Source organism: Pseudoalteromonas sp. AWM4_233 (genome assembly GCF_056158285.1).
Window position 1 is genome coordinate 91,887 of sequence record NZ_JBSWSZ010000001.1, and the last position, 21,376, is coordinate 113,262.

Annotated in this window: 24 protein-coding genes; 9 read left to right on the forward strand and 15 right to left on the reverse strand. The window is 41.0% G+C overall.

Annotation, left to right across the window (positions count from 1 at the left end; all coding sequences use genetic code 11):
• Positions 1-118: 118 nt before the first annotated feature.
• Positions 119-877, forward strand: a complete 759-nt coding sequence (gene fkpA / locus ACXAC4_RS00450) for an FKBP-type peptidyl-prolyl cis-trans isomerase (RefSeq protein ID WP_475158290.1) — start codon at positions 119-121, stop codon at positions 875-877.
• 89 nt (positions 878-966) lie between these two features.
• Here fkpA and rsd read toward each other — a convergent pair whose 3' ends face one another.
• Complete coding sequence (gene rsd, locus ACXAC4_RS00455) at positions 967-1,437, reverse strand: sigma D regulator (protein WP_475158292.1); 471 nt, start codon at positions 1,435-1,437, stop codon at positions 967-969.
• A 460-nt stretch (positions 1,438-1,897) separates the two neighbouring features.
• Between rsd and hemE the strand changes: the two genes are divergently transcribed.
• Positions 1,898-2,962 carry a uroporphyrinogen decarboxylase gene (hemE, locus tag ACXAC4_RS00460; RefSeq protein ID WP_058028479.1) on the forward strand — a complete coding sequence of 355 codons (1,065 nt, stop codon included), beginning with the start codon at positions 1,898-1,900 and terminating at the stop codon, positions 2,960-2,962.
• 88 nt (positions 2,963-3,050) lie between these two features.
• Here the strand turns inward: hemE and mtnK are convergent, their stop codons facing one another.
• Complete coding sequence (gene mtnK / locus ACXAC4_RS00465; protein ID WP_475158294.1) at positions 3,051-4,253, reverse strand: S-methyl-5-thioribose kinase; 1,203 nt, start codon at positions 4,251-4,253, stop codon at positions 3,051-3,053.
• A 118-nt stretch (positions 4,254-4,371) separates the two neighbouring features.
• Here mtnK and mtnA point away from each other — a divergent pair, with 118 nt between their 5' ends.
• Positions 4,372-5,394 (forward strand): S-methyl-5-thioribose-1-phosphate isomerase, encoded by a 1,023-nt coding sequence (gene mtnA / locus ACXAC4_RS00470; protein ID WP_475158297.1) that lies wholly within the window; start codon positions 4,372-4,374, stop codon positions 5,392-5,394.
• Between the two features lie 306 nt (positions 5,395-5,700).
• Positions 5,701-5,907 (forward strand): hypothetical protein, encoded by a 207-nt coding sequence (locus ACXAC4_RS00475; protein WP_475158299.1) that lies wholly within the window; start codon positions 5,701-5,703, stop codon positions 5,905-5,907.
• Between the two features lie 54 nt (positions 5,908-5,961).
• Here ACXAC4_RS00475 and ACXAC4_RS00480 read toward each other — a convergent pair whose 3' ends face one another.
• From ACXAC4_RS00480 to ACXAC4_RS00495, 4 genes are all read right to left on the reverse strand, one after another.
• Positions 5,962-8,154 carry a winged helix-turn-helix domain-containing protein gene (locus ACXAC4_RS00480; protein WP_475158302.1) on the reverse strand — a complete coding sequence of 731 codons (2,193 nt, stop codon included), beginning with the start codon at positions 8,152-8,154 and terminating at the stop codon, positions 5,962-5,964.
• 137 nt (positions 8,155-8,291) lie between these two features.
• Entirely contained in the window at positions 8,292-8,834 is a 543-nt protein-coding gene (locus ACXAC4_RS00485; RefSeq protein ID WP_475158304.1) for a 1,2-dihydroxy-3-keto-5-methylthiopentene dioxygenase, read from the reverse strand.
• Positions 8,831-9,517, reverse strand: a complete 687-nt coding sequence (gene mtnC / locus ACXAC4_RS00490) for an acireductone synthase (protein WP_475158306.1) — start codon at positions 9,515-9,517, stop codon at positions 8,831-8,833. Before mtnC ends, ACXAC4_RS00485 begins: the two co-directional genes overlap by 4 nt.
• Positions 9,514-10,128, reverse strand: a complete 615-nt coding sequence (locus ACXAC4_RS00495) for a methylthioribulose 1-phosphate dehydratase (RefSeq protein ID WP_475158308.1) — start codon at positions 10,126-10,128, stop codon at positions 9,514-9,516. Before ACXAC4_RS00495 ends, mtnC begins: the two co-directional genes overlap by 4 nt.
• A 145-nt stretch (positions 10,129-10,273) precedes the next feature.
• Here ACXAC4_RS00495 and ACXAC4_RS00500 point away from each other — a divergent pair, with 145 nt between their 5' ends.
• Together ACXAC4_RS00500 and ACXAC4_RS00505 are read left to right on the forward strand one after the other, a co-directional pair.
• On the forward strand, positions 10,274-11,368 hold the full coding sequence (locus ACXAC4_RS00500; protein ID WP_475164002.1) for a methionine aminotransferase: 1,095 nt from the start codon (positions 10,274-10,276) through the stop codon (positions 11,366-11,368).
• Positions 11,356-12,144 carry an amidohydrolase gene (locus tag ACXAC4_RS00505; RefSeq protein WP_475158309.1) on the forward strand — a complete coding sequence of 263 codons (789 nt, stop codon included), beginning with the start codon at positions 11,356-11,358 and terminating at the stop codon, positions 12,142-12,144. Before ACXAC4_RS00500 ends, ACXAC4_RS00505 begins: the two co-directional genes overlap by 13 nt.
• Positions 12,145-12,263: 119 nt before the next feature.
• On the opposite strand, the gene ACXAC4_RS00510 is transcribed toward ACXAC4_RS00505, so the two are convergent.
• A complete protein-coding gene (locus tag ACXAC4_RS00510; RefSeq protein WP_475158311.1) occupies positions 12,264-12,737 on the reverse strand; it encodes a redoxin family protein in 474 nt (157 codons plus the stop codon).
• A gap of 189 nt (positions 12,738-12,926) precedes the next feature.
• Here ACXAC4_RS00510 and ACXAC4_RS00515 point away from each other — a divergent pair, with 189 nt between their 5' ends.
• Positions 12,927-13,331: a hypothetical protein gene (locus tag ACXAC4_RS00515; protein WP_475158312.1), complete on the forward strand. Its 405-nt coding sequence runs from the start codon at positions 12,927-12,929 to the stop codon at positions 13,329-13,331.
• Between the two features lie 56 nt (positions 13,332-13,387).
• Here the strand turns inward: ACXAC4_RS00515 and ACXAC4_RS00520 are convergent, their stop codons facing one another.
• The 7 genes from ACXAC4_RS00520 to ACXAC4_RS00550 form a co-directional block, all read right to left on the reverse strand.
• Positions 13,388-14,524: a nuclear transport factor 2 family protein gene (locus tag ACXAC4_RS00520; protein WP_475158313.1), complete on the reverse strand. Its 1,137-nt coding sequence runs from the start codon at positions 14,522-14,524 to the stop codon at positions 13,388-13,390.
• Positions 14,525-14,610: 86 nt separating this feature from the next.
• Positions 14,611-15,639, reverse strand: a complete 1,029-nt coding sequence (locus tag ACXAC4_RS00525) for a helix-turn-helix domain-containing protein (protein ID WP_475158315.1) — start codon at positions 15,637-15,639, stop codon at positions 14,611-14,613.
• Between the two features lie 91 nt (positions 15,640-15,730).
• Positions 15,731-16,447 (reverse strand): helix-turn-helix domain-containing protein, encoded by a 717-nt coding sequence (locus ACXAC4_RS00530; RefSeq protein WP_475158317.1) that lies wholly within the window; start codon positions 16,445-16,447, stop codon positions 15,731-15,733.
• Positions 16,448-16,559: 112 nt separating this feature from the next.
• Positions 16,560-17,657 carry an NAD(P)/FAD-dependent oxidoreductase gene (locus ACXAC4_RS00535; protein ID WP_475158318.1) on the reverse strand — a complete coding sequence of 366 codons (1,098 nt, stop codon included), beginning with the start codon at positions 17,655-17,657 and terminating at the stop codon, positions 16,560-16,562.
• A 63-nt stretch (positions 17,658-17,720) separates the two neighbouring features.
• The gene (locus tag ACXAC4_RS00540) at positions 17,721-17,939 is read right to left on the reverse strand and encodes a hypothetical protein (RefSeq protein ID WP_138631970.1); all 219 of its coding nucleotides are present in this window, start codon (positions 17,937-17,939) and stop codon (positions 17,721-17,723) included.
• Between the two features lie 402 nt (positions 17,940-18,341).
• The gene (locus tag ACXAC4_RS00545) at positions 18,342-18,797 is read right to left on the reverse strand and encodes a PaaI family thioesterase (protein WP_475158321.1); all 456 of its coding nucleotides are present in this window, start codon (positions 18,795-18,797) and stop codon (positions 18,342-18,344) included.
• Positions 18,798-18,825: 28 nt separating this feature from the next.
• Positions 18,826-19,191, reverse strand: coding sequence for an RNA-binding S4 domain-containing protein (locus ACXAC4_RS00550; RefSeq protein WP_475158322.1), 366 nt, complete (start codon positions 19,189-19,191; stop codon positions 18,826-18,828).
• Between the two features lie 170 nt (positions 19,192-19,361).
• Between ACXAC4_RS00550 and ACXAC4_RS00555 the strand changes: the two genes are divergently transcribed.
• On the forward strand, positions 19,362-19,637 hold the full coding sequence (locus ACXAC4_RS00555; RefSeq protein ID WP_349285237.1) for a hypothetical protein: 276 nt from the start codon (positions 19,362-19,364) through the stop codon (positions 19,635-19,637).
• Between the two features lie 95 nt (positions 19,638-19,732).
• Positions 19,733-20,419 (forward strand): hypothetical protein, encoded by a 687-nt coding sequence (locus ACXAC4_RS00560; RefSeq protein WP_475158325.1) that lies wholly within the window; start codon positions 19,733-19,735, stop codon positions 20,417-20,419.
• Here ACXAC4_RS00560 and ACXAC4_RS00565 read toward each other — a convergent pair.
• Positions 20,416-21,366, reverse strand: a complete 951-nt coding sequence (locus tag ACXAC4_RS00565) for an extracellular solute-binding protein (RefSeq protein ID WP_475158326.1) — start codon at positions 21,364-21,366, stop codon at positions 20,416-20,418. The genes ACXAC4_RS00560 and ACXAC4_RS00565 overlap by 4 nt on opposite strands.
• Positions 21,367-21,376 lie beyond the last annotated feature (10 nt).

Genomic DNA, 21,376 nt, shown 5'->3' on the forward strand with positions numbered 1-21,376 from the left:
TGGATGACGATAGCCGCATGAGGATTGGCATCGAAGCATATGAATGATAATGTGGATACATAAATTTAACCTTTCAAGTAAATAGTAAAGGCCACAATAAGTGAGCCGGAGAAATAGAATGAAACAGACGATTAAACTGTCTTTAATTGCAGCGACGGTATTGGCGCTAACTGCGTGTAATCAAAAAGCAGAAGCTGAACAAAAACCAGCAGAAGTAAAACTAGAAACAGAACTACAACAACAAGCTTATGGTATTGGTGCGTCTGTTGGTAATTTCTTACAAAAAGACCTTGCTGATAAAAAAGAGATCGGTGTAGAGCTGGATCAAGAACTTCTAATGCGTGGTTTTAAAGATGCATTAGCGGGTGAAGCAAAATTAGATGAAGCGAAAATTCGTGAAGTATTAACTGCACTTGATACGACGGTTCGAGCTAAGCAAGCTGAAAGAGCAGAAGCGTTAGCAAAAGAAAGCAAAGAAAAAGGCATCCAATACTTAGCTGACAATGCTAAAAAAGAAGGTGTAACTGTGACTGAGTCTGGCCTTCAATATGAAGTGATTAGTGAAGGTGACGGTAAAAAGCCAGTTGCAACTGATGTAGTAAAAGTACATTACAAAGGTACTTTAATCGATGGTACTGAGTTCGATAGCTCATATTCACGTAACGAGCCTGCGACATTTGGTCTACAACAAGTAATTAAAGGCTGGACAGAAGGTCTTCAGTTAATGCACGAAGGTTCTAAGTTTAAATTCACGATTCCTTCAGAGCTTGCGTACGGTGAACGTGACCTTGGTAAGATCCCTGCAAACTCAACGCTAGTATTTGAAGTTGAGTTACTTGAGATCCAACAAGAGAAAAAAGCGGCTGCAGCTGAGTAAATAAGCGGGTTGGTGTTATACCAAAAAGCTTAAAAAAAAGGGTTCTACATGAACCCTTTTTTGTGTCTAAAGATTGTCTTAATTCTTTTCTAATCAGTATGATTTGCGTAAAAGTTTTCAATTAGCTCGTCTTCAAGCTCAAAACGTAACTCTAACACTTCACCTAATTTAGATAGGTCTGTATCAAAACTTCCTAAGCTTGCATCTTGAGACGCTTCCGCATACTTATCATTGAAATCCAGCGCAACATCTGTTGTTTCAGAGATGCGAGGGTAGAGTGCATTGGCCAGTGCAACACTCTTAGGACCTTTCTCTTTACAGGCCTGTACCATGTTGTCGTACACTTCAAAATGACCAGCGGATAAGTAATCCATCATGATCTGACAAAAACTTTGGATCTGCACTTGGTCAGGCAGTGCATGATCGTTTTGTTCGAATGGCGCGAAGCCTGCTAATTTACAAAACTGTAATAACAATTCCTGACGCTCAGTTAACCATGCATCGATAACGCTGTGACTACCACCCCATTTTTGTTGGGCTTCTTCAAATCTTGATAACATAGCGAACTCCTTTAGCGTGTTGTTTCCTCTATAAAAAGAAAATCTAGCTCAAAGGTCAACCATTTTTTTCATTATTTGTTCAGGTTTGCTTGTAAGTTATTGAAATTAATCGGTTAAGAATTTTTGTGGTTGTGGGCATAAAAAAACCACCCGAAGGTGGTTTATCAATTGGTTTAGCAGTTTTTATTTTTATTAAAATTAAAAGTTATTTTTATTATTAAAGGTGTTTTGTTGTTATTTTTTTAACGCGGGGGAAGTTATACCAAGCTTTTTTTGTTGTTGCAAATAGTTTAACAAGATGTTTTTTAATTTTTTTGCTTGTCTTTCCATAAGTGGTTGAAGCGTTAGTGGTTTAATCTAGATCATGACAAATCACTTTGCTTGGGCGTTTAGATAGAGCCTGCGCATAATTAGTGATACAATTTGCGCAATTTTTTAGGCTTTGGAATCGAGATACGCTATGAGCGAATTGAAAAACGATCGTTATTTACGTGCGTTAATGAAACAACCTGTTGATGTAACGCCAGTATGGATGATGCGTCAGGCTGGACGTTATTTACCAGAGTATCGCGCAACACGTGCGCAAGCTGGTGACTTTATGAGTTTGTGTAAGAACGCAGAATTGGCATGTGAAGTTACTTTACAACCACTTCGTCGTTACCCGTTAGACGCGGCAATTCTGTTCAGCGACATCTTAACTATTCCAGATGCAATGGGCTTAGGTCTGTACTTCGAAACAGGTGAAGGCCCTAAATTTGAACGCCCAATCAGCTCTTTAGCAGATGTTCAAAAGATCCCTAATATCGACCCTACTGACGAGCTTGGCTATGTAATGAATGCGGTAAGCACCATTCGTCGTGAGCTGAAAGGTGAAGTACCACTTATTGGTTTTTCTGGTTCTCCTTGGACGCTAGCTACTTATATGGTTGAAGGTGGTTCGAGCAAGACGTTTGGTAAGATTAAAAAGATGGCTTTTGCTGAGCCAAAAACACTTCACCTATTGCTAGATAAAGTCGCTGATTCAGTAATTGATTACCTAAACGCACAGGTTAAAGCAGGTGCACAATCGCTTATGATCTTTGACTCTTGGGGTGGTGTATTAAGCCCGCGTGATTATAAAGAGTTCTCACTGCAATACATGCACAAGATTGTTGATGGTCTAATTCGTGAAAACGATGGTCGTAAAGTGCCAGTGACGTTATTCACTAAGAATGGCGGCCAATGGATTGAAGCAATTGCAGCAACAGGCTGTGATGCGGTAGGTCTAGACTGGACGATTGATATTGGTGATGCTCGTCGTCGTGTTGGTGATAAAGTGGCGCTTCAGGGCAACATGGATCCAGCAATGCTACACGGTACACCTGAGCGTATTCGTGAAGAAGTACAAAACATTCTAGCAAGCTATGGTGAAGGCTCTGGTCACGTATTCAACCTAGGTCATGGTATTACACCAGACGTAGATCCTGAGAACGCAGGTGTATTCATCAACTCTGTACATGAGTTCAGTGGTCAATACCACAAGTAATAAGCTTTAAGAGTTTGTACAAAAAAGCCTTAGCTGAAAAGTTAAGGCTTTTTTATTTGTCTTTGTGTATCACATACCGAGCTAAATTCTACTGGACCAAGCTCACAATCAGCTGGTAAGCCGACTCTTTGTTTTCACATTCTTCAGCATGCAAAATTAATTGCTCACCGAGTAATAAGGTTTGCTTTTGTACTTGCAGACGCGCGCTGTCATCTTCAATAGCATCAATATCTACTACATGAGCAAGACCTATTGTTCTGCGAATTAATTCAGTGCCTGCGTAACCTAACGCGTCTTGAAGAATTTGCTCTACAAACTGTTGTGCATAACCTTGTGCTTGTAGTGCTAAATCACGGGTATGTTGCGCTGCTAATGTTAGCCAAATGCTTTCAAAATCATTTAAACACTGTTGTATTTGAGTCAATAGATAAGACTGTATTTGACGGCGCTTAGGAGTTTCTTTAATTCGAGTATTTTGCGCGCAGTAGTTAAGTAATAGGTTACCGATGAATGAGCCTAAGTCGAAACCAATTGGGCCGAAAAAGCCAAATTCTGGGTCGATTAATTTGGTACTGTTCTGATCGACAAAAATACTGCCTGTATGCACATCACCATGTAATAAACTTTGTGGCGCAGAGAAGAATAAACTCTTTAACTGTGCAACTTGGCGAAGTAATTGAGGGTTTTGTTGTAAACGTTGCACATCGGTTTCTAACTCAACTGGGTAGTTATTGCGTTCAGACACTCGATACGGGTCATCAAAGAACAAGTCTTCTGTGATCGAACATAGCTCAGGGTTTGTAAATTCTTGGACTAACGATTTTTTCTCCGCAGGCTTTAAATAGAAATCGGAGTAATAAAAACTGCTTGTTGCTAAATAAGTGGCCACATCAGCACCAAGTTTTGGATAGGATTTTGCTAGATTTAATTCGCTGCGCAAAATAGCCATATGACCCAAATCTTCAAGCACAGTAACTGCAAGGTCATCGTTGGTGTGCAGTACTTTAGCGGTATGTTGCTCGCACACTAACCCATGCTTTTTCAGAACGGATGCTTCAATACGCGCTCTATCTAGGGTTAACGGCCAAGATTCACCCACACAGCGGGCATAGGGTAAAGCTTGCTTAAGAATAATGCTGTTGCCATTTTGATCCGCAATGCGAAATACCAAATTTAAATTACCATCGCCAAACTCGTTACAAGTGAGTTGTGCGTTTGGTTCAAAAAACTCGCCAAGCTGCTCGATATAACTCAGGGCTTGTGCGTTATCAAAAGCAATATAGTCAGCCATACTCTTTATCACTGTGAAGAACATAATTGCGGCATTCTATATTTTTAAATGTTTAGATGTCTATACTTCTTTGTGTCTTTATGTAAAATCTAGCGGTTATCATTTTGGAGTGACTTACATGCAAAATTTGCTGGCGCGCAGCCTAAAATATCAAGATGGAAAACTATATGTTTTAGATCAGTACCTTCTGCCGCATGAGCAACATTGGCACCTGTGTAATAGTGTGTCTGAGATGCAAACATTAATTCTGTCGTTAAAAGTGCGCGGCGCGCCTTTAATTGGCTTGGCAGCCACTTTGTTGGTGGCACATTTGGCTGAGCAGGGCATGAGCCAAACTGATTTAGCCCAAGCGATCAATGAGTTAGAAGCCACCCGACCGACGGCTGTTAACTTAATGCACTGTATGAAACAGATGCGTGAAGCCCTCAAGCAAACAGCGTTTGTCGATGCGTTAGTCACAGCAGCTGAGCGTTTATTTAACGAAGATGTTGCGCTATGTGATGCAATGGCGAAACTGGGCGCTGAGCTTGTGAAACCCGGTGAGCAAATTTTAACCCATTGTAATACTGGAGCTTTGGCGACAGCAGGTGTTGGCACAGCACTTGGGGTGATCTATCACGCGCATCAACAACACGGTGATATTCATGTCTGGGTAGATGAAACCAGACCCTTATTACAAGGTGGTCGTCTAACCGCATTTGAGCTTGAAAGCTGGCAAATTCCATACACCTTAATTTGTGACAATATGGCAGCTAGCCTAATGGCGGCAGGCAAGGTAGATAAAATTTTTGTTGGTGCAGATCGTATTGCTGCAAACGGTGACTTTGCCAATAAAGTGGGGACTTACAACTTGGCGGTATTAGCGCATTGCCATGGTGTTGAGTTTTATGTCGTTGCGCCTACAACCACCCTAGATGTTGATTGCCCTGATGGTCAACATATCCCTATTGAACAACGTGCAGCGGCAGAGGTAACAGGGGTCAGTGGTAGCTTTGGAGATTGCCAGTGGGCGCCAAACAATGCGCAAGTATTTAACCCTGCATTTGATGTGACCCCAGCAAAGCTCGTAACAGGTTGGGTGCTCAATACTGGTGTATATGATCAAGCCCAAGTGGCAGCGGGTGCATTAAAAGCCTTGTAAGTTGAAATTTGATAATTGCGTTTTCTAACTAGCCTAAACTCGGTTTTCTTAGGTGTTTAATCTTTAGTATTGAGCACCTAAACCTTCCCAAGTAATTCATTCTGCCTGCCAAAAAGAAGATGTTTTTTAAATTTAAGGTGTTGTTATTTATGAATAAGTTTTAATAAGGTCTTATTGTTTCTTTTATATGAGTTTGATAAGCGACTTCTTTTACATTCCTGAGTACATTAGCTCTATCGCAACAACCGATACACTTTTGAATTGCTGCAGCAGATATAATAAAAATGCTTAATTAAGGAATGAGAGATGAAATTTAGCCCAATGATAATCGCGTTAATGTTATCAAGCTTACTAGAGTCATGTGCATTAGAAGAGCAAGCAAGTGCGAAAAGCAGTAGGGATAACGTAGAGCAAGGTTTAACCCCCTCAATGAATACTAAGTTCGTTAAAAGTGAAAGTAATAACTCGGCAGCCACAGAACTATTCTTAATGACAATTGAGCGTGTGCAATAGTAAAACCAATCCTCAAAATAGAACACTTAATTAAGAGGATTGGTAAAAACTAAGTTATGGTTTTGATGTCAGACTTAAGATCTCATTATCACTTTCACTCGGGCTGCTGAACAAAAGGTTACCTTTTTGAGCGCGAATTGAATACAGCCGGATCGGTTTGTCAATTTTTTCAGAGAGATCGACTAAAGGGCTTAATTCTGGTGAAGAGCCGAGTTTAAGTTTATAAACAAGACCTGTTTCCTTTGCGAGATAGATACCGGTTTCATCTGCGGCGAGCTGAACAGGATGATTTGTTTTGAAATCAGCATTTAACTCAGGAATTGACAGCTGTAACTTAGTTTCATGTTTTACTACATCATATATATAAAGTTGATTTTTTAGATCAGTAAAGACAATCGTTTGGTTATCTAACCAGTCAAACTGATATGGGTTAGATATAGAAATTGACGTTTTTTGCTTAAAGCGCATATCGTAAACAAAGAGTAAACGGGTGCCTGTTTCAGCATCTTGATTCAGTGCAACGACTCTATCTTTTCTTGCTTTTAAATATACGATCCTGCCTTTTAAGGGGAGATCTAATTTAGGTTCAAAGCTTGGTAAGTGGACGAGTTGATATTTTTGGTTTTGAAAGTCGCCAACAATTGCTTGCTTATGGTCAGGGTCGGAGCTCATCAAGTTAAATTGTGGATCATCAATAATTTGAACTTTCTTGTAGGCTTCATCAATGTATTTTACTATCTTGAAACTATCAGTTTGCCAATCAAATAACGTTAAGGCGTATGAATTGTCATCGATTAAGAGCAAGTTGTATTCAGAAATACTGGGTCTCGCGAATGCAGTTATTTTCTGAGTAAGAACATTAAATTGGTAGGCGTCCGTATCAAAAATTGATGACGTTGCTAAAATGTGATTAGGATTGATTACAAAGGCGTGATTGAGTCTAGGCAGCTTCAATTTCAAAGGTTCTAACAGTTCAAATGTATCTAGTTTAAATTGGTAAAGTGTATTTTCAGCAAGCGATACCCAAGATAAAAGCGACTGCTGTTCATCATAACTAACACCTCTGATTATATTATATAAATCGGCTATTTTTTGAGGAGCATGCCCGTTTGCACTGCTGATATATAACTTATGACCATTGCCTGTAAAGCGTTGGAAAACGATTTTATCAGGGTTTCTTATTACGCCGAGTAGTTTGTCCCCAGTTGCCACTTTACTGGGTGTTGTTATGCGATATTCTTGTTGATTTTCCAGAACATAGGAATATATAGCATCTGCATATGAGCCATCTTGATAGGCTCTTTTATTAAAAAATAAAATATCATCTAATGAAGAAACGCGGCTTCCAATAGGGAGGTCCGCTAGTTTCTTACAACTAATCAACTCTTCGATGGTGGGGTGAGTTGATTCAAAGTCGCTTATAGACCAAATGCCACAGTATGTCTGACCAAGCCTCCCTTCAAGCGGGTTGTCATTTTGCTTAGAAAAGTAGAGCCGTTGGCTATGATCAGACCAGCCCTGCAGCTTTATTTTTTCAAAGGGTAACTCAATGACTTTAATTTTTTCTTCTTCTAAGTTTAATACATGAACCTTGTTGCCTAGTCCTGCGCTGTAGCTTGATACATTCTGATGTGCCAAATATCTATGGTTTGGCGAAAGCATCTCGTTAATATGTGTTCCTTTATACCAAGACAAAGAGCGAGACGTGAATTCAATTGGCTCTGCATGCGTCAAGTCAGCTTTTGATTGTGGTTCAGAATTTGTGTGAGGTTGATACAAAAAGAATAAGATTAAACTCACAATAGTGATACTAAATAATACAAACAAATGTTTGCTATTATTCGATTTATTACTAGAGATTGTAAGCGGTTTGCTATTGGCCGGTGAATGTTTTATTGGGCCAGTTGTTGCACTATTTGCTGTTATATTTTCAACAGGCAAGAACAGTGAGTAGCCTTTTCGGTAGTGTGTTTTTATCGATAGGCCCGGTTCGAGTTCTGATTTTAAGGTCTTCCTAAGATCAGAAATGGCGCGATTAATCGCATTATCATCAACAAACCCTTTTTGCCAAACTTGCTCTGTAAGCTCTTGTCGCGTGATGATGCGTTCATTATTTAGAATAAAGTACTCGAGTAACTTAAATGATAGAGGATCAAGTTCTCTTTTTTGTGTGCCATCTGTAATGGATTGTGTTGCGAAGTCACAGATCCAAGCGCCAATCTTGTAACGTGCCATTGTCGAACTCAAGTTCATTTCCTTGCTATTTTGTTAATAGTGCTTTGTTGACAGGCGCAATTAAAAACCCAAACTTTATATATTTCAAGGGGAAGGTTTAATAATTGTAAACAAGCCTCGCGAAGAGGCTTGGTAGATTTTGAGGTTGCTTAATCTAAAATAGGAAATTGTGTGGCAATGTCGCTGTTGGTGCTTTGTGCAACCCAACCCGCTTCATTATTGAAAAAGCGAATGGCGGTAAACTCAGGGTCGCTGCCCATATCGAACCAATGCTGGGTGTTTGCTGGTACAGAAATTAAATCACCTTGCTGGCATAGCACTTGATAAACGCGCTCGTTTAAATGCAAACAAAATAGCCCCTGACCTTTCACAAAGAAGCGCACTTCATCTTCACTGTGAGTATGCTCGAATAAAAACTTTTGTCTTAATTCGGCGGCATTTGGGTTGCCTTTGGCTAACGAGATAACGTCTACGGTTTGGTAGCCACCATTTTGTTGTACACGGGCAATGTCATCCGCGTAGGCTGAAATAATATCTTCTTGTGTACTTTCGGCTGCAATTTCGGCATTTGCTTGCCATTGCTCGAATAACACGCCAGCTTTGTTTAGCTCGGATTGAATGGCTTTAAAGTTCGCGCTTTGGAAGATTGCTTGCGCAGGCTCATCATGACGGTAGATAGTTAAATTACTCATACAAATAACGCTTCATTAAATTGTGTAAAATCTTCGATAAATGGGTGTGTTTCGCTACGAGCTTGGTCATCGCGCCACAGCTGTAAGGTATGCATACCCGCCGCTTTGGCTGCATCTAACTCTGCTAACACATCACTTAAAAATACCACTTCATTGGCCGTAAAAGGGATCTGCGCCAAGATATTTTCATAAGATATTTGCTCTTTTTTACCACCGACTTTGGTGTCGTAATAGCCACTGAATAACGGGCGAATATCGCCAAAATCGGAGTATTCAAATAACAAGTGTTGTGCTTTTACTGAGCCCGATGAATACACATACAACTCACGGCCAGCGGCTTGTTGCTCAGTAAGAAACTGTTGTGCGTCTGGGTAGATGTGGCCGGTAAAGTCACCTTGTTGGTAACCTGTTTGCCAGATCAAACCTTGCAGTTGTTTAAGTGGCGTGATTTTTTTATCTTCGGCTATCCAACCAAGTAGGGCATCAATGACTGTGCTTAATGGCGCGTCAGGCTGCGCGATTTCGGCTTTTACCGCCTGTATTTGCTCTGCGACTTCTGGCTTGTCTTGGTTTTGCTCGACAAATTGCGCAAGATGCTGAGCGGCATACGGGAACAGAATGTCTTTCACAAATGAGATACGAGTAATGGTGCCTTCAATATCGGTGATGATGGCTTTGATCATAGAGCTGACTCCAATTTAATGCGTTCTAATTCACAGGCGAATAAAAACTCTAGCCCTTCAATATGGCGACGGGTTTCTGCCACACTGTTACCCATGGCATATAAACCATGACCACGGATCAACACGCCATGGACTACAGGCTCAGATTGATGGCGCTGTGCAACAAGCTCCGCCAGTCTGTCGATGTCTTGGTCATTGTCGAAAATGGCAATCTTTAATGTGCTTTCGTGACTGCTAATACCGCGTAACGATTTTTGCATCTCATAGCCTTGTATATACAAGGAGTCACCTTTAATAAAGCGTGATAGCACAGTGGCCGCTACTGAGTGAGTGTGCAATACGCATTCAGTATCAGGTTGAAGTTGATACAGTTTTAAATGTAGAGCTGTTTCAGCCGAAGGCTTACCATTACCGGAGGTGATCTCGCCTTGTTGATTAAGTTCTAAGAAATGCTCAGGTGCTAAGTGGCCTTTATCGTAACCACTGGCTGTCACAACAAAGCCTGTTTCTGTTTTAATTGAGAAGTTTCCACCTGTCGCGGGTACCCAGCCTTTTTGGCTTACCCAACGACCCGCTTCTATCAGTGCGCTTTTTGCGGCATTATTCTGCATAATAAAGAATCTCAAAAATAATTTTAGACGGCTATACATCTATTTTTGGCAATGATAGCATCGCTCGTGCGAAAGCACCATCAACAAAAAAGGGGCCCTTGTGCAAAGTAAATTACCTAATTTAGGCGTGAGTATATTCTCGCAAATGACTGGTTTGGCAAATCAGTATCGAGCACTTAATTTATCTCAGGGTTTTCCTGAATTTGATACACCTGCGTTGTTAAAAGAGCGGCTGGCACATTACAGCAAAAGCGGTTTTAACCAATACGCACCATCAAGTGGTGTCCCTGCTTTGCAACAGCAAATTGCGCAGTTGGTTGAACGCAAGTATGGCCTGACGGTGAATGCAGAGCACTCTGTTACAGTGACATCGGGTGCAACCGAAGCCTTATATGTTGCCATTCAGACATTAGTTAGCCCTGAAGACGAAGTGATTGTATTTGATCCTGCTTATGACTCTTATAAGCCAGCGATTGAGTTAGCGGGTGGTAAAACCGTGCATATCGCGCTAACCGCACCAGATTATAACGTTGATTGGCAGCAAGTGGCTGAGGCAGTTACAGATAAAACCAAAGCCATTATTATCAACACCCCACATAACCCAAGCACTAAGACGTTAAAGCAAGCTGACATTAAGGCGTTAAAACATTTACTTGAACAGCATGACTTATATTTGATCAGCGATGAAGTGTATGAACACATTTGCTTCGATGGACAAGCGCATTTAAGTGCATTACGTGATGAAAGCTTATTTGCCCGCAGTTTTGTGGTGTCGAGTTTTGGTAAAACATTCCACTGTACAGGTTGGAAAATGGGGTACTGTGTTGCGCCTGCGGCATTGATGACAGAATTTCGTAAAATCCACCAGTATGTCAACTTCTCGAGTTTCACGCCAGCACAGTTGGCTATCGCCGATGCGATGGCACAGCAGCCTGAGCACATTGACGAGTTAAGCGCGTTTTATCAGCAAAAGCGCGACCTGTTAATCGAAGCGCTCGCACAGAGTCGCTTTAAAATTTTGCCAAGCGAAGGCACTTATTTCTTATTGTTAGATTACAGTGATATTTCCGAGTTAGACGATATGGCGTTTTGCGAATACCTTGTCAAAGACGTGGGGGTTGCCGCGATCCCGTTGAGTGTATTCTATAACCAAACACCAAACGATAAAGTGATCCGTTTGTGTTTTGCCAAAGAAGACTCAACATTGATTGCTGCTGCGGAGAAGTTATGTCAGCTATAAACTCAGAAAATTTAAAAGTTGCCTTAGTGCAAAGCGATATTGCCTGGTTACAGCCGCAGCAAAATCTAGACAACCTAACGATGCAATTACAGCACATTGAGTCGGTTGATTTAATTCTCTTACCTGAAACCTTTGCTACAGGGTTTGCGATTAATTTAGATGTTGCAGAAGCTGAGCAAGGGCTTGTTTTTAACTGGATGCAAACTCAAGCGGCTGCACACAATGCGGTGGTTGCGGGCTCTGTACTGGTTGAACAAATGGGTAAGAAAGCCAATCGTTTTTACTGGTGTTGGCCAGATGGTCGCTTTGAGTTCTACGATAAGCGCCATTTATTTTGCTTAGGCAAAGAAGGTGACTATGTGCGTGCAGGCGATTCTCGTAAAGTTTTCACCATTAAAGGTTTTAGATTGTTGTCGCAGATTTGTTATGACTTACGCTTCCCGGTGTTTCAGCGTAATCGTAACGACTATGATGTGATGGTTAATGTTGCTAACTGGCCAGCGGCGCGCCGTCGTATTTGGGATACTTTGCTACAAGCTCGAGCCATTGAAAACCAATGTTACGTGTTAGCCAGTAACCGGGTGGGTGATGATGGTAATGGCGTTGCGCATAATGGTGGAACGGCTGCCTATGATTTTGTAGGTGAAGCTTTGGCTTTGGGTGAAGATAACAAGCCTGGAGTTGTGATCACTGAGCTCAACAAAGAGAAACTTGAGCAATTTAGAAAAAGCTTTCCTGCTCATTTAGATGCGGATGATTTCTCGATTAATTTTTAGATATTAACCAGCTAATTAACCAAAGCTCTGGTTAATCAAATAAAAATGGGCGCGTGAATACGTGCCCATTTTTGTTACACTTTCTTTTCTACTTCAAAGCGTATTATTGAGGATTGGTATTAAAGTTTTTCTAAGATAGATTCCGCTTTTGATACTTCAAATTCACCTGCCGCTTCTACTGCAAGCTCAGTCACTACGCCATTTTCAATGATCATGGCATAACGCTGTGAGCGCACACCGCCAAAACTGCCTGTTTCTTTATCTAGACCAATGGCTTTAGTGAATGCCGCATCGCCATCACCTAGCATCATTAATTCGCTGGCATTATGTGCTTCACCCCAAGCTTTCATTACAAATGCATCGTTAACTGACACACAGGCAATAATATCAACGCCTTTTGCTTTGATTTGATCAGCAAGCACAACATAACCAGGTAGATGAGCGGCAGAGCAAGTTGGTGTGAAAGCGCCTGGTACAGCAAATAACACAACTTTTTTATCTGCAAAAAATTCAGACACTTGGTGATTTTTCATGCCGTCAGTAGTCAGTTCGGTTAGCACAACATTCGGTAGGGCTTGGCCTTGTTCGATCATGATATCTTCTCTCAATGTAATTAGTTTACAGAGTGTAGCTTTAAAATTGATAGATAAACACCGAGAAAGAGTAAGGTTTATCTAGTGTTTAATTAATGTAAATAAAGTGTTTATTTTTACTTTTCTTGATGGTAGGTTATTCCCTGCTCATTGTTGAGCGAAATTAAAATATTAATAAGGACAATTAAAATGAAAAAACTAATCGCTTTGATGGCGCTTGTTGCAGGCCTATTCTCAGTTAACTCTTACGCTAACTCTGTATCATGCTATGTAGATACAATGAAGTACGATAACTATACCCAAAACCGTTGTTGGGGTGCTGAGTCAAACCCGCAGTTCTCACCTAAAGTTGCGTTTAAGGTGAATACTTCAAAAGAAGTTGCTCGAGTAGATTGGACGTTCAGTGGTATTTATGATCGTTCAAGTGCAAGTAAGTGTACAGGTACGACATGTGTTGTTGATGTATACAAAATCGAAGAAGGTTACATGAAGGCATGTGTAGATAAGATCTACTATAAAGATTACACATGGGCTGATGTAAACTGGTGTGCTGATGCTGAATACATGTATTCACGTTCAGGTGTGTGGAACTAATACGTTTCTCAGATGATGTAAAAGCAAGTGCCATAGTTATGGCACTTGTATTGGGACTACAACTTATTTAATGCATTCACCATAGCTTCTGCGACAGCCTTAGACGACTGAAAATTAGTACCAGTTATCACTCTGCCATCGATTTCAACATAAGACTGATTGCGTTTACCATATTTGAATGAGCCACCTCTTTGCTTTATGAGCGTTTCGATTTCAAATGGAAACTCTTGATAATAAGCGGCATCGGTTTTTTCAAAAGCAATAGGGTAACCACTGATGGTTTTACCAGACACTAAATACTCACCGTTACTCAGTTTTAAATTCACAATACCTGCAGTACCATGACACACCGATGACACTATGCCCTGGTTTTGTTCGTATACCTGCATTGAAATCCTTTGTAGTGCTTTATTTTCTGCGACCTGATACATGGCATTGCCGCCACCAACATAATGTACGGCTAAATACTGACTGGCATCGATTTGCTCTGGTTTTGCCGTGTTAGCCAGTGCATACATAAAGTCTCGGTCGTAGATATATGTGCGATGCATAGGATCTGAGGTGTTGATGTACGCAAGTGGTAACTGACCACCTTTCGGGGTTACGAAGTCTACTTGATAACCAGCCTTGATAAACACATCGTAGGCATGAACTAGCTCTGAAAAGCTGGTGCCTGTTGTCAGCTTTGAATTACCATGAAAATCGGCACTTGAGGCAATAAACAGAACGCGCTTGCCTGCAGCAAGTTTTAGTTGCTTTTTGTTTGCCTCAGTTTCAATTTGGGTAGCCGTTTTATTGACGATTAGCCATTTGTCATCAAACCGTTTTAATAAGAACTGATCAATATACTGTTTTACTGGCTTGTCAGTGGTGATTTTGGCTCTAGCGACCGCCGTATTACCGTCTACTTTTAGCGATAATAAATGACCAGTTCTAGACTTTGATTTTTCACTAAACCAACTCGCGTATTCAGACGCTGATACTTGCCAAAAAGGTTTTTTACTGTGGTTAAGTAATAGCTGTGCCTGCGGGTGAAAAGCCGATTTTATTAATGTTGGATCCGCGTTACTTGTACCGTCAAGATAGTTTTGAATAACCTGTTTTACCGCTGAGTTGTCTGCTAGGCGATTATTAGCCCAACCAATAGTTGGGCTTAAAAAGGTGGTGATTAAAATAAGATATAGCCATTTCATCTTTGTGCTCCATAAGTAATGTCTGCACAAAGTTAAATTATATTTATATATAACAATAAGCTAGGTTATATTCTAAGAGTCCAACCTTATATTTCAGTAGTTCGATATTGGTTTGGGGTCATACCTGTTTGTTGCTTGAAGGTACTATAAAACGTAGATGACGCGCTGAAACCACATCGCTCTGCCACTTCTTCTATAGGCATATTAGGATAAGCCTTCAAATTTTCTTTTGCTTTGGTTATACGTTGTGTATTAATGAACTGCTTAAAGTTCATTTGGTAGTGATCGTTGAGTAATTGAGAGAGCTGTGTGTGAGTGATGCCCATACGCTTTGCAAGTCGCGGCAGAGTTAGTTGCGGGTCTAAATAAACCATCTCAGTCGCAATTAAATTATTCAGTAAGCTTGAGAAGCAGGTCGTTTGTTCAGTGCTGAGCTTATTATTTTGATACTTGCTTTGCGCGGCCGAGGCCTTCTCCTGCCATTTAGATTTAAGTGCCAATAGCAGGGTAAGATATAACACCAGTGAAAAGCTTAATGCTCCCATAATATAAGAAGTATAAGAGGCAGTGAAATAGACCGTCCAAATTAGCCAGCTACCCGCTAAGACGACAACAGGCTGCTGTGTTAATAATTGCTTTGACAGCGCTAATTTGTCGGTATTTCTTCGAGTGTACATAACAGAAGCTATGACCAAACTAATCAACCATAAATAACTCGAACCGCGGTAGATCCAATATTGCCATAGTTCTAAATAATCTTGATAAGGGAAGAGTATGCCAATGATCACTGTTGCAATAATAAAGCAACTCAGTGTGACTGTGAGCCGCTTCATAGTTAAGTTATTGAGGGTCGATTGTGCAACATAAGCAAGGATACAAGGGCCAATTAGCAGGCAAGCAGTCAACCCCAGCTGTAAAATGCTCTTATCTAATGTAGGTGTGAAGTAAAACGCCACCGACTTACCAATTCTGACACTCAATAAAATCAGCAATATAGCTAACCAATTATCGGTGTCTTGTTTATCTTTCTTCAATAGTAGAAACAGGGCTAACAGTAGGCCATTAAATGCCCCCAGTGATGAGAAGAAAAATAACAGGTGTGAAGAAACGCTCATACTATTTGGTTGTGTTTTTCTTTACTATCCCAAATCGTTCTAGTAAGTGCAATTTAAAGTATGTAAGCGTTTCTTTAGAGTCGTATAAAAACTAACGGCTTTGACGAGAAAGCTTAGGTTCAATGATGAGTAGCACTAAGCCAGCAATAGCGCTCAGTAAGCCGAAGAATTGCATTAGTACATTGCCTAGTCGGGTTTGCTCTCTTTCTGAAGTAACAACCTGTCTATACAATCTTCTGTTATCGCCATCTGAAGTTGTAAATTGCCTCCCTTGATAGGTATAGGTGAGTATAATCTCAATAGATTCTCTTTGATGCATTTCTCGTTTTTTAATTTCTCTTTGCTCATGAGAGTCGGTAAATTGCGGCCAAATAGCGAAAATATCCTCAGGCTCGCCTGCTAATACAACGCCTTCAGAGCGATATTCATATAAGCGTTCTGGTAATAGTACTTTTTGAACACCGACAAAAAAGACAGCGACACCTAGGGCAATTAAAAGCATGGCGCTATAAAGTAATCTGCGCTGCTTATGCTCAGAGGTAACTTGTTGTGAAATGTACCAGCTATCTAGGTCGGGGATCTGCCTTAGCGACGCCATATTACCTTTGTCCTTCAAGCCCGACATAAATGCATCGACATCCATTGATAGCGCACTGAGCAATTGCCTAAAAACCTCATTAGAGGGAGTAGATTTATCATTCTCAAGTTTTGATAAATAACTTTGCTCTACCTGCATACGTTCAGCAAACTGCGGTTGGCTTAATTCCATATCTGTACGCAGCTGTTTGATATATTGTCCGAGTGTCATAACCGATTCCTGTTGTTGTGGTAATTGACGCCTTATTCTTGGTAATTCACCCATAAATACCAACATGAATATTTAGGAATGTTTATGAATATTAAGCTTTTTTATTATAATTCTATGTTTGCAGCGCGTTTTTGACATGTTTTGCAATGGCCATACTCGCGGTGAGTCCGGGTGACTCAATACCAAATAAATTTATAAGACCCGTTATACCATGTTGCTGCTCGGTTTGAATGACGAAATCTTGCAGGCCGCTTACAGTGAGTTTAGGGCGAATGCCTGCATAATCACTATGTAGCTTGGTTTCGTCCAAGTTGGGCCAGTAGCGTTTTATCGCCGATACAAATTTGGCTTTTTGTGTTTCGTCAGTTTGATAATTCAGGTTATCAATAAATTTGGTATCAGGGCCAAACTTGAGTTGATTAGCCATATCTAGGGTCGCGTGGATCCCTAGGCCATGTTGTTCAGGTATGGGATAGATAAGGTGCTTGAATGGGTGTTTGCCTTGATAGGTAAAGTATTGGCCACGGCAGTAATGCAGCTCAGGAATTAAAGTGTTATTGACCCCTTCAATGTGCCGCGCAACATCTTGTGCAAATAGCCCCGCAGTATTAATAAGGCTCGTACAATGCAACTGCATTTCTTCGCCATCACAGTACAAAGAAACCACAAACCCAGTTTCATCAGGTACGGCTTTCACAAAGCGTGTGTTTGCAACATATAGACTCTGATTTTGCTCAATCTGTGTGATGAAAGAGTTCATCAACTGATGACTATCAATAATGCCTGTAGAAGGCGAGTAGAGTGCTTCGCTGAAGTGAAGGTCTGGCGCATAGTGGTGCTTTGCTTGTTTAGAAAGCCAGACTAAATCATCAACGCCATTGTTAAGTGCTTGTAGGCGTATGGCTTCGAGCTTCTCTGCTTCATCATGGTTTTGTGCAATTAATACTTTACCTATAGGTTTGACGGGCACATGAAATGCTTGGCAGTGTTTATAAAGGTGTACTTTACCTTGAACACAGAGCGACGCTTTTAAACTTTCGGTGGGGTAATAAATACCAGCGTGGATGACTTCGCTATTACGGCTCGATGTATGCTCGCCAAAGTGGGTGTTTTGCTCAATCACTAATACATTTTGTGATTGACTGAGTTCAGCTCCGATTGCTAAACCAATGACCCCCGCGCCAATTACTAAGGTTTCTACTTTATCCAAAACATCATGCTCTTAACTTAATGTGCTGTGAGTTTAACAAGCAGTTAGGCATGCTGTCAGCGATTAGTGCTCTTCATTTTTCATTAGCAATATCGTCAGATAAATCTTAGTCGGTAATGAGCAAATTAAGCCAATTGCAATGCAAGCTGCGCCTATAATGAAGCCTAGTGGGCCCATATGCGCGAGCCATTCTTTACTGATAATAAAGTGGCCTGTCACGATGAGGATTAAACCAATCACGATGAAGACTTTTAGCAGTTTTATTTGTTCTTTAGCGGTCACAACTGGGCTCCAAATACATGTTCCACTAAGGAGATAATTAGAGCCTAACTTGTAAAAACCTAGTGCGCGATAAACTACTCTGTTTATTATTGTGCTAAATCAAATAAAGATTATTAAACAAGTCATGTGTTGCTGAAATGGCTAAATGACGCTTTAAATAACCTGAGCTTTGGTTAAGAGGTTTACTAACGTATTGATATTGAATTTATAAGTTCTTTTTCAAGTCTGCAGCCGGAGACTTTTAGCGATAACACCGCTCACGCGTCCTGCTATCGCCAAGGTACCTACATCCATATAGGCAAGGCGAATTTACTCGTCAATAGCTGGCCTATTGCAAGTAAATTCAACGCAGTTAACGTTGAAAGTAGCCGCTGAAGATAGATTTATTATCCAGAGCTCAGGTTAAATAGGCAATTTGTTTGCTCGCTCAATAACTGCCGCTGTCATACGTGATATACAGCACAACTCGCCTTTTGCATTGGTGATTTTAACTTCCCATACTGAGGTACGCTTACCCAAATGCAGCGCTTTCGCTATAGCCGTTAAGGTACCGTTACGCGACGCCTTGAGATGATTAGCGTTGATCTCTTGGCCGACACAATAAAATTGTTCAAAATCGACGGCAAAATTAGCGGCGTAACTGGCAACGGTTTCTGCAAGAGCGACATTTGCACCGCCATGCACCATACCGATTGGATTATGATGACCGGCTGTTGCAGGCATGGTGGCAACTAGGTAGTCATCACCAATTTCAGAAATTTCGATCCCTAAGGTTTTCATTAGGGAGCCTTTGCCATGTAAACCTGCATCCAGTTTTTGGCATAGCTCAAGTGTGATTGGGTGATACCAAATGGCCATCTTAACTTACCTGCTTATCGAGAGTTGGTTAACCAAAAGAGATAGGACGGCGACCTGTATCGCTGTCTTTTTTGTTCTTACGGCTACGACTACGTTTGCGTTTAGTGGGGGCTTCTTCTATTGGCGGTGTAGGCTCTGCCTTTACTGCAGGTGTAACACCCTCAGCCAAGGTTAGTAAAAAATCTTCACCATTAAAATGTAGGCTGTCACCTGAGTACATTTTTTTTCGCTTAACTGTGCATAGTTCCATGTTAACGCCTACGTAGCCATCGGCGATCAATTGTTTTGCTTGCCCGCCTGTTTCGGCTAAGTCTAGCACTTTTAGTAGGTTACATAGCTCTATAGGTTCTTCTTCTAGTTCAATTTCAATGTATTCAGGTTCGTATTCGGACATATTGCTAACCTTAAAAGTCGTCTTTGCGACAGTATAACGCCTAGCTGGGGTGAATGACGAAACTTTTTCGCGAGCCATTCGGTCTTAAGTTTTATTGCGCTTGTCATTTTTCTGAAGCAAATAACAGGTAACTTGCGCATCGCTTTTAAACAGTTAGGAGTACGGTGAGCATGGGTGTAAGAAGTCAGCTAAGACGTGAATTAATGAACCTAGATGCTAATGGGCTAATGACCGCAGAGGATGTAAGGGTGCATTTGATGAAGTCTAAAGCGCTCGTGCGTCAAACCGGCCTAAGTTTGGTGGCACGATTTAATGCCCATCACAATAAAGTGTTGGCAGGGTTACCAAGTCATGAAAAGGGTCTGGAGCATCAACAGCATAAATTGTTTAAAGAAGTCTTATATCCGCGTAACTCAGTTCAGACTTGGCTTTCAAAGGTACATTAACCTAAGTAATTGTTATGGCGGTTAAGTCGCAGCAATTGACAGCATAGAGGCATGTTATGTAGGCTGGCCTAAAAAATAGGCATGGAGCCAGTCCATTGAATTTTAAACACCTTTCTACTTCTATTATTGGTTTGTTGATGCTTTCGGCCTGCCAACAGCCGGTTGTGCATATTTATCATGAAGGTTTATCTGATACACAGCGATTTCAATTAAAGCAACAATTTGAGCAGCAGCAAATTAACTATGAATTTACTGAGTTAGCTACACCTGATAAATACAACACGCCACACTTACTGTATTTTCCGGGCGATGTAACAGAAGCTTATATTCAGAATGTTGAACGTATAGTCAAAGGTCTGGGCTTCGATAGGTTTGACAGCCAAGTATTTAGTCATACTGGCCACTATTACACAAAAGGTAATCTAGGTCTCTATTTTCCGAATGCTTACTCGGAGCGGGTATTGCCTGAATTATTATTTGCCCATAACTGTGGTGATCAAGACTTTCAAATTAATATTAAAACTAACGGGCAATGGACAGCGATGAACAGTCCAGTTGATATAAAAGGCCTAAAGTTAGAGTGGGAGTTTAGCGAGCCATTTTTGACGCTCAGAAGACACTTTGATGATGGCACATATCAACAGCAGGCCTATCAAGCTAAACAACATCAAGTGAGAACATTGCAGGGCTACAAACCTGCGGTGACCTATGAAGTATTAGGACACCGCACCTATTCGTTTAGTTTATTCAATTGTGACCTGCAGGCGATATTTGCTGACTAATGTTTTGCCAATAATTTATTGGCATCAGCTAAGCGCAGCAGGCCTTGTTTTATGGCCGGTAGATTGGGCTTAAAAGGCACATGGCTGGCCATCATGTCATTTAACACCGGGAATTCGTGTAAGCTTTGTGCATAAATTTCTTGGGCTTTTTGCGTCAATAAGAAAGCAATAAATTGCTCAGCATGTACTTTATTCGGAGCGTGTTTTGCTATGGCGGCCGTAGTGGTAGAAACAGGCGTGAGGCCGTCTTCAGTTTGTAAGAAGTGAATACTGAGCTTTTTCGCCAGCATTTGGTCACGCTTGTTATCGGCGCGCTTCATCATGTGCCAATAATAGTGGTTGGCGAAGGCCAGTTTGCAATGCCCCTGAGCCAGGGCGCGTAATTGATCGCGATCTCCACCACTTGGTCGTTTAGCTAACAATTTATTACCGAGCTTTAACCAGTCACTGTCTTTTTTATTGTCGGTTGTCAGCAGTGCTGCGGCTAAGGTTGCATTGTAGTTATGTTGCCAATCTCGAATACATAACGCACTTTGATAGTCAGTTTGCTTTAACTGTGCAAATGAATTTGGGATCGGTTGCGATGTTTGTTCTGACAGGCTGAATAATGCACGGGTACGCATTGAGATACTGATCCAGTAACCGTTTTCATCATACAGCGCACTAGAAACATTCTGCCATGTTTGTCTGTTTTCTATGGGTTGTAATAAATCCTTATGATTGTGAAGTTGTGCTAGATCTGAGCTCAAAATCACATCGGCTTGAGACGCTTCACCATCCTGTTTTAAACGAGCAAGCAATCGTTTTGATTTCCCATTGACTAGGTTCACCTTGATGCCGGATTCGGCTTCAAATTGGGTTAATACAGGCTTGATCAATTCATACTTTCTAAATGAATAAATATTAATTTGCGGTGATTGAGCGTATACAGCGGTTGTTTGTCCCATAAAAAGGGAT

Coding starts and splice junctions, on each gene's coding strand:
- mtnK (WP_475158294.1), bottom strand. CDS start 4,253: ATGGCTGACTATATTGCTTTTGATAACGCACAAGCCCTGAGTTATATC.
- ACXAC4_RS00555 (WP_349285237.1), top strand. CDS start 19,362: ATGGGTGTAAGAAGTCAGCTAAGACGTGAATTAATGAACCTAGATGCT.
- ACXAC4_RS00550 (WP_475158322.1), bottom strand. CDS start 19,191: ATGTCCGAATACGAACCTGAATACATTGAAATTGAACTAGAAGAAGAA.
- ACXAC4_RS00565 (WP_475158326.1), bottom strand. CDS start 21,366: ATGGGACAAACAACCGCTGTATACGCTCAATCACCGCAAATTAATATT.
- ACXAC4_RS00545 (WP_475158321.1), bottom strand. CDS start 18,797: ATGGCCATTTGGTATCACCCAATCACACTTGAGCTATGCCAAAAACTG.
- ACXAC4_RS00475 (WP_475158299.1), top strand. CDS start 5,701: ATGAAATTTAGCCCAATGATAATCGCGTTAATGTTATCAAGCTTACTA.
- ACXAC4_RS00525 (WP_475158315.1), bottom strand. CDS start 15,639: ATGAGCGTTTCTTCACACCTGTTATTTTTCTTCTCATCACTGGGGGCA.
- fkpA (WP_475158290.1), top strand. CDS start 119: ATGAAACAGACGATTAAACTGTCTTTAATTGCAGCGACGGTATTGGCG.
- ACXAC4_RS00510 (WP_475158311.1), bottom strand. CDS start 12,737: ATGATCGAACAAGGCCAAGCCCTACCGAATGTTGTGCTAACCGAACTG.
- mtnC (WP_475158306.1), bottom strand. CDS start 9,517: ATGATCAAAGCCATCATCACCGATATTGAAGGCACCATTACTCGTATC.
- ACXAC4_RS00505 (WP_475158309.1), top strand. CDS start 11,356: ATGTCAGCTATAAACTCAGAAAATTTAAAAGTTGCCTTAGTGCAAAGC.
- ACXAC4_RS00515 (WP_475158312.1), top strand. CDS start 12,927: ATGAAAAAACTAATCGCTTTGATGGCGCTTGTTGCAGGCCTATTCTCA.
- mtnA (WP_475158297.1), top strand. CDS start 4,372: ATGCAAAATTTGCTGGCGCGCAGCCTAAAATATCAAGATGGAAAACTA.
- ACXAC4_RS00520 (WP_475158313.1), bottom strand. CDS start 14,524: ATGAAATGGCTATATCTTATTTTAATCACCACCTTTTTAAGCCCAACT.
- ACXAC4_RS00500 (WP_475164002.1), top strand. CDS start 10,274: ATGACTGGTTTGGCAAATCAGTATCGAGCACTTAATTTATCTCAGGGT.
- ACXAC4_RS00485 (WP_475158304.1), bottom strand. CDS start 8,834: ATGAGTAATTTAACTATCTACCGTCATGATGAGCCTGCGCAAGCAATC.
- ACXAC4_RS00530 (WP_475158317.1), bottom strand. CDS start 16,447: ATGACACTCGGACAATATATCAAACAGCTGCGTACAGATATGGAATTA.
- ACXAC4_RS00495 (WP_475158308.1), bottom strand. CDS start 10,128: ATGCAGAATAATGCCGCAAAAAGCGCACTGATAGAAGCGGGTCGTTGG.
- hemE (WP_058028479.1), top strand. CDS start 1,898: ATGAGCGAATTGAAAAACGATCGTTATTTACGTGCGTTAATGAAACAA.
- rsd (WP_475158292.1), bottom strand. CDS start 1,437: ATGTTATCAAGATTTGAAGAAGCCCAACAAAAATGGGGTGGTAGTCAC.